This window comes from Actinomycetes bacterium (genome assembly GCA_036000965.1).
GTDB lineage: Bacteria > Actinomycetota > CALGFH01 > CALGFH01 > CALGFH01 > DASYUT01.
Window position 1 is genome coordinate 1 of record DASYUT010000096.1, and the last position, 6,313, is coordinate 6,313.

Below are 6,313 nucleotides of genomic sequence, written 5' to 3' on the forward strand. Positions count from 1 at the left end.
CTGCACGATCCCGTAGCCACCCCACGACTTGCCGGGCTCAGGGAAGCGCATCGGACCCTCGAAGGTGGCCTCGCGGCCGCCGTCGGGCCCATCGCCGAAGACGCTGACCCCGGGGCCGAGCACCTTGAGGGTCAGCGCCTGCGACAAGTGCTCGAACTCGCGGCTGCCAAGCCGTGTCAGGTCGTAATCCACCGCGGGATCCTCCCACAGCCAAACGACCGCTGACGCCGAGCCGCCTGCTACGCTGTTGGCATGACCGAGCAGCCGCTGCCTCGCCGTGGGATGCCCCACCCCACAGGTGAAGCGTGCCCACGGCCTGGTCGCTTCGCACCGGTCCACCGCTACTGACGCCGCGGTCTCCACTCCGGCCGGCCCGCGCCGGCCGTCTCCCCCGCCGATCGCACGGCCGGACGTGCCGTGCCCGCAGGAGATCGTCATGCGCGAATTCACCCATGCCCTCGAGATCCGACCCGGCGAGGGCGGCGAGGACGCCGCGGCGTTCGCCGCCCAGTTCACCCGCGCCCTGACCGCCCGGATTGCCCGCAGCGGCCTGCCCACACGGATCGTCACCACCGACGGCCGCACCCACCAGGTGCTGCTCGACGACCGCGGCGCGAACGCGCTCAGGCACTTCGCCGGCACCCACCGGGTGCAGCGCATCCTCACCTCTGACCGGCACGGACGCAGGCACACCTCCACCGCCACCGTCGCGATCGTCGACACCACCACCGCGCCGGTCGAGCTCGACGACGACGACCTGGAGGTCCAGTTCACCCGAGGGACCGGGCCGGGCGGCCAGCACCGCAACAAGGTGGCCACCGCGGCGCGGCTGCGGCACCGCCCCACCGGGATCGTCGTCACCCGCACCAGTGGCCGCTCCCAGTCGGCCAACCTCCCTGAAGCGCGCGCCGACCTGCAGGCTCGGCTCGTCGCCCGCGCCAGCGGCAGCGCCGCGCGGTGCCGCAACGCTGCTCGCCGCGCTCAGGTCGCGGGTGGAGACCGGCCGGCCAAGACGTTCACCGCGTTCGGGCCGCACCTGGCCGCCCTGCCACCCTGCGGCGAATGCGGCGACCTCACGACCGGTTGCCTCGGCGGAGGCGCCTGCTCAAGAGCGGATCTGGCCTCGAGAGCCGCGTGGGCGCCATTCCACGTCGACTTAGACGCCGACGAAGACGAGGAACCAGAGGTGGTCGAGCGTCGGGCCCGGCGCCATGCGACCTCATCCATGGGCTCGTGCCGGATGAGCTGTGGATGCTGGTTCCAAGGGGTGGTAGAAGGGTTGTAGAGAGTATCCAGCCGGAGTGGCCGTCCCCCGAGTCACGGAAGCCGAGAGGTTCGATGAGCAGGTTCAGGTTCCAACTGGCGGTGTCGCTGGACGGATTCGTCGCCGGCCCCGACCAGAGCGAGGAAAACCCGCTGGGCGTCGGCGGCATGGGTCTGCACCAGTGGGTCTTCGAGCTCGAGGCGTGGCGCAAGCAGCAAGGACTAGAGGGTGGCGAGGTCAACGCCAGCACGCCGGTGGTCGAGGAGGCGCAGTCGAACGTCGGCGCGACCGTGATGGGCCGGAACATGTTCGGGGGCGGGCCCGGCCCGTGGCGCGAGGATCCCCCTTGGAACGGCTGGTGGGGCGACAACCCTCCGTTCCACACGCCGGTCTTCGTGCTCACCCACCATCCCCGCGAGCCCCTGGAGATGGAGGGAGGCACCAGCTTCATCTTCGTCACCGATGGGATCGAGTCCGCGTTCGAGCAGGCGAAGCAGGCCGCGAGCGGCCGGGATGTGCTGCTCGGAGGAGGCGCCAGCGTCGTACAGCAGTACCTCGCCGCCGGGCTGGTCGATGAGTTCGAGCTGCACGTCGTCCCGATCCTGCTCGGTGACGGCGAGCGGCTGCTCGAAAACGTCGGCGACCTCAAACTCCAGCAGGTACGCGCGATCGAGGCGCCCGGCGTCACCCACATCAAGTACCGCGTCGTCAAGGACCTCAAGGGTCGCCCAGCCTAAAACGTCGTTCCGCTCCCCGGAGAGTCTGGCAGGATCCAGCGCCATAACGACCCTCGTTGACGACCTTGTACCGGACGAGCTGTGGGCGATGGTGGCGCCCTTGCTGCCGGTCCCACCGCGGCCGCCATACGGCGACCGGCACCGCACCATCCCCGACCAGGCCTGCTTGGCCGCGATCGTCTACATGGCCCGCACCTCGACTCCCTGGCGGCTGCTGTCCGCCCGCGAGCTGGGCTGCGGCTCGCCGGCGACCTGCTGGCGCCGCTGACCGAGTGGGCCAACGCCGCCGTGTTCGATCAGCTCCACCTTCAGGTCTTGGACCGCCTCGGCGAGCAGGGCCAGCTGGACTGGGAACGGGCGAGCGTGGACACCATGAGCGTGCGCGCCAAGCGCGGGGGACCAGGTGGGCGCAAATCCGGTCGATCGTGGCAAGCCCGGAAGCAAGCTGCATCTGGTCTACGACGGCAGCGGGCTGCCGCTGACCGTGGTGGTGACTGCCGCCAATGTCAACGACACCACCATGTTCCAAGCGATCGTGGAGGACATCCCGCCGGTCCGTACGTCGGCTGGGCGGCGGCGGTGCCGGCCCGCCAAGGTCCACGCCGACAAGGGCGATGACAGTCACGCCAACCGGACCTACCTGCGCCGCGGATCGCTCGGCGCGGGATCGAGTCGTCGACCAGGCTTGGACGCCACCGATGGAAGGTCGAGCGGTCGCTGTCCTGGCTGAGCTGTTGGCGGCGGCTGGCTGTCCGGTCGGCTCACCAGCCGTAGATGTCCAGGACCGCCTCGGTTCGTGGCACGTAGCGTTCGGGCCCGAAATGCCGGATGTTGTTGAGGAACTTGTGGAGCTGGAGCGCGGGGCGGCGCTGCTCGTACGACGGGTCGGGCGCCCACTCATCGGCGTAGGCCTCGAACAGCTCCGGTGGCAGGCTGTTCGACAGCTGCATGTAGGCCAGTTCGAGCTCGCGATCGGCGAAGGAGACCGCCGGGTCGACCAGCCAGCGCCCCTCGACCACGTTGGCCGCCCAGAGGTCTCCATGGGTCAGCGACGCCAGCGGCCGCGGCCGGAGCAGCGCCGGCAGCGGGCCGTCGCAGGCCCGTTCCACCCGTCTGCGCAGTGGCTCAGGGACCTTCGGATCGGCGAGGTGGACCCGCAGCCGGCGCTCGACATAGAAGATCGGCCAGTCGTCGCTCCAGGCGTTGTGCTGCCGGGTCATCCCTTGGAAGTTGTCCCGGTGCCAGCCGAAGCGGTTCCCGGTGGTCCGATGCATACGGGCGATGGCCCGCCCAAGGGCCGGCCAGTCCGGCGGGCCACCCACCTGTTCCAGCACGAGGACGTGGTTCGCGACCCCCAACACGGCCGGCACGGGGGCGCCGGCGGCGGCCAGCGCCTGCAGGCCGTCTGCCTCAACCTCCGCGGGATAGGGACAGCGCTTGACGACCACCTTCCGCCCATCGGCGAGCCGGCCTCGCACGGTGCTGCAGATGAAGCCGCCCTTGAGCGGGCGCGTCGAGGTGAGCGGGGCCAGCCCGAGCGGCCAGTCAAAGTTCCCCCCCGCTGCGCCTGCGGTCGTGTCGCTGATGTGAAGCCTCCCTTTGCGGCGGTTCGAGCTGGAGCCAACCGGGCCGGTGGAGCCCGCCGGAATCGAACCGGCGACCCCATCCTTACCATCGATGCTCGGGTGGTTCAAAAGGCCTCCCAGCACCTCGCGTCCCCACACAACCGCACAGGTCAGAGGCGCTGTCGAAGGCCGTGTCGTAGGGCGGGCGGCGTTCTCGCGCAACTGCTCTCCGAGGACGAGCGCACGGCAACCCCAGCAGAGCAGATCAGTGACCGCCGAGGGCGCTGCTGACCGCAGCCCGCACACCCTCAGTAAACACGCCTTAGACGGAGCGTACGGCGGCCCTCCTGAAGCCGTTGCTGGCGCTGTCGGGGTGGCCGATGGCCTGGCCGCTGTCCTTGTCGAAGAAGTGGAACCCGCCGGTGTCCACACTCAGGTCCACGCTGCGGCCGACCCGGGCCTGGGTCTTGGGATTGACCCTGGCCGTCCACAGGCTCTGGCCCTCACCGGCCAGCTCCTCGGCCTCGACCTCGTCCTTGGCCGCCTTGTCGAAGCGGGCGATCATGATCTCGTGGTGGACCACGGGAGCGTGCACGGTGAAGATCAAGTTCACTTCCGAGCCCAGCTCCTCGGTGCCGGCGACCTCACCCTTGAGCCGGGGCCAGTCGGCGGGGGCGAAGTTGGCGTCTTCCAGGCTGGAGGGGCGCAGGCCGATGATCAGGTCCTTGTCGACATAGCGGTCCAGACCCTCCCGACCTGCGACCAGGCTGTCGGGGACCGGGACCTTGTAGTCGGCGAACACCAACGCCGGCCCCTGATCGCGGACCAGTTTGGCCTCGGCCAGGTTCATCGCCGGCGACCCGATAAACGTCGCGACGAACAGGTTGGCGGGGGCGTCGAACAGCGACTGGGGGGTGTTGACCTGCATCAGCTCCCCGTCCTCAAGGTGACGGTGGCCGAGCCAGCCAGCACGTAGGACGGCGGGAAATCGATGTGCAGCTCGCTGTCGGCTCCCCACACGTGGAACGACCAGTCGGGGCGCCATCTGCCGGGCATGAGCGCGATCAGTTCGGCGGTACGGTCGTCACCAATGACGACGATCTGATACCCGAACGGTGGGACGAACCTGGCCGCGGTCACCTGCTTGCACGTCGGCAGGAACTGCCGGATCTGAGGAATCGTGTGGGTCGCGAGCCCGAGCACACCAGCACGGAGCCGCTGCGCCTGTACCTCGAGGCTGAGCTCTCGGGGGGTCGAGGGGTTCGGCGGCGGCGCGGCCAGATCGGTGGCCAGGTCGTGGAACTCGTCGTTGGGCGGCAGATAGATCACCGAACGCACCAGCGTGCCGGTCGCGGCCAGGTCGCCCCAATGCTGTCGCGCCGCACTCCAGGCGGGGTCATAGGCGTGCATGGCGCCAACAAGGACCGGCACACCGCTGGTGACCGACACATCGGCGATCCGTTGGGCTTCTTCGACCGTGGTCGCAAGTGGCTTCTCACAGAGGATGGCCCGCTTCCCGGCCGCTGCCACAGCGGCGACCTGGTCGGCGTGGAAGCGGTCCGGGCTGCAGATCGCCACCACGTCGACCTCGGGATCCTCCAGCAGGGTATCGAGCTGCGTGGTCGACTGAGCGTCGGCGCGGGCGGCCACGACTGCGGCGACCTGCTCATCGACGTCCATCACGTGGGCGACCCGGAACCGGTCAGCCAGCGTAGCCAGAGTAGGCAGGTGGATCGCCTGGGTCACCGGTCCGGCCCCGATGAAGCCGACGCCCAGCTTGGCGCTCATGCCGAGTCCAATTCGAGGCGCGTCATGATGGGCATGGTTCTGGGATCCTTCACATGACTGGAGCTGGACGCTCCACCCGGGAAGCGAGCGTGATCACGGTGCTGGTCTGACTGGACTGCTCGATGGACGCGATTGCCTCCAGGACGTGGCAGGCAAGTTCGGCCGACGCGCGTTGTGGCGCTCCGTTGAGGGCACCGACCAGATCGGCCACGCCCGGCCCCCGCCGATACTGGTCCATTGATCCAGGTTGGGCGAACGGCGGGATGACCGGTGGCAGGACGCGCCAGTCGTCAGCCCCGCGTTCCTTGACGGCGACATCGCCGTCGAAGGTATTGGGGTCCGGCAGCGACATCGTCGCGTCGGTGCCGTAGATCTCAATGCGCGGCAGGTGGTGGTCCCACACGTCGAAGCTCGCCATGAACGTGCCGACAACCCCGGACTCGAACTCCAAGACCGACGAGACATGCGTCGGTGTGGTGACCTGGATGCTGTCGACCCGGCGATCTGGGCTGGTGACCGCGAGCACGGGACTGCCGATACGGCTCCTGCCGGACACCGAACGGATGGCCCCCAGGCAGTTGACCATCCACGTCAGGTAGTACGGCCCCATGTCCAGGGCGGGACCGCCGCCCGGCTGGAACAGGAACGTGGGGTCGGGATGCCAGGTCTCGACCTTGCCGGATGTGATGAACGCCGCCACGCCGATGGGCTCACCGATGAGGCCCTCATCAATGGCCCGCCTGGCGGTTTGGCCAGCACTGCCGAGAAACGTGTCCGGGGCAGACCCGAGCAACAGCCCCGCAGACCTGGCCTGGCTGATTAGCGCGGATTTCCACGCAGCTCTTTTGACCCCATGCCGAGGTTAGGCGAACTCGTAGTGGAGCTGGCGGTTGCCCCACCAGGGGATGGTGGTGTCGGTGGGGAGGTCGGCGTGGCGGAGGACGGGTGAGTAGGCGCGC

At 69.1% G+C, this 6,313-nt stretch carries 8 protein-coding genes; 3 read left to right on the plus strand and 5 right to left on the minus strand.

Translation table 11 applies throughout. The features are described from left to right. Positions 1-192: hypothetical protein (locus tag VG276_07410; protein HEV8649220.1), on the minus strand; the 192-nt coding region annotated here is incomplete at its 3' end. Between the two features lie 244 nt (positions 193-436). Here VG276_07410 and VG276_07415 point away from each other — a divergent pair. The 3 genes from VG276_07415 to VG276_07425 all read left to right on the plus strand — a co-directional run bounded on the left by VG276_07415 (position 437) and on the right by VG276_07425 (position 2,269). Beyond that, positions 437-1,285, plus strand: a complete 849-nt coding sequence (locus VG276_07415) for a peptide chain release factor-like protein (GenBank protein ID HEV8649221.1) — start codon at positions 437-439, stop codon at positions 1,283-1,285. A gap of 53 nt (positions 1,286-1,338) precedes the next feature. Beyond that, complete coding sequence (locus tag VG276_07420; GenBank protein ID HEV8649222.1) at positions 1,339-2,001, plus strand: dihydrofolate reductase family protein; 663 nt, start codon at positions 1,339-1,341, stop codon at positions 1,999-2,001. Between the two features lie 79 nt (positions 2,002-2,080). Further along, positions 2,081-2,269 (plus strand): transposase, encoded by a 189-nt coding sequence (locus VG276_07425; GenBank protein HEV8649223.1) that lies wholly within the window; start codon positions 2,081-2,083, stop codon positions 2,267-2,269. Between the two features lie 493 nt (positions 2,270-2,762). Here VG276_07425 and VG276_07430 read toward each other — a convergent pair whose 3' ends face one another. The 4 genes from VG276_07430 to VG276_07445 form a co-directional block, all read right to left on the minus strand. After that, positions 2,763-3,788, minus strand: coding sequence for a fructosamine kinase family protein (locus VG276_07430; protein ID HEV8649224.1), 1,026 nt, complete (start codon positions 3,786-3,788; stop codon positions 2,763-2,765). Positions 3,789-3,888: 100 nt separating this feature from the next. Then, positions 3,889-4,494 carry a hypothetical protein gene (locus VG276_07435; protein ID HEV8649225.1) on the minus strand — a complete coding sequence of 202 codons (606 nt, stop codon included), beginning with the start codon at positions 4,492-4,494 and terminating at the stop codon, positions 3,889-3,891. Continuing rightward, a complete protein-coding gene (locus VG276_07440; protein HEV8649226.1) occupies positions 4,494-5,354 on the minus strand; it encodes a Gfo/Idh/MocA family oxidoreductase in 861 nt (286 codons plus the stop codon). Before VG276_07440 ends, VG276_07435 begins: the two co-directional genes overlap by 1 nt. A 49-nt stretch (positions 5,355-5,403) precedes the next feature. Beyond that, entirely contained in the window at positions 5,404-6,147 is a 744-nt protein-coding gene (locus tag VG276_07445) for a hypothetical protein (GenBank protein HEV8649227.1), read from the minus strand. Positions 6,148-6,313: the final 166 nt, after the last annotated feature.

Coding starts and splice junctions, on each gene's coding strand:
- VG276_07435 (HEV8649225.1), bottom strand. CDS start 4,494: ATGCAGGTCAACACCCCCCAGTCGCTGTTCGACGCCCCCGCCAACCTG.
- VG276_07440 (HEV8649226.1), bottom strand. CDS start 5,354: ATGAGCGCCAAGCTGGGCGTCGGCTTCATCGGGGCCGGACCGGTGACC.
- VG276_07420 (HEV8649222.1), top strand. CDS start 1,339: ATGAGCAGGTTCAGGTTCCAACTGGCGGTGTCGCTGGACGGATTCGTC.
- VG276_07415 (HEV8649221.1), top strand. CDS start 437: ATGCGCGAATTCACCCATGCCCTCGAGATCCGACCCGGCGAGGGCGGC.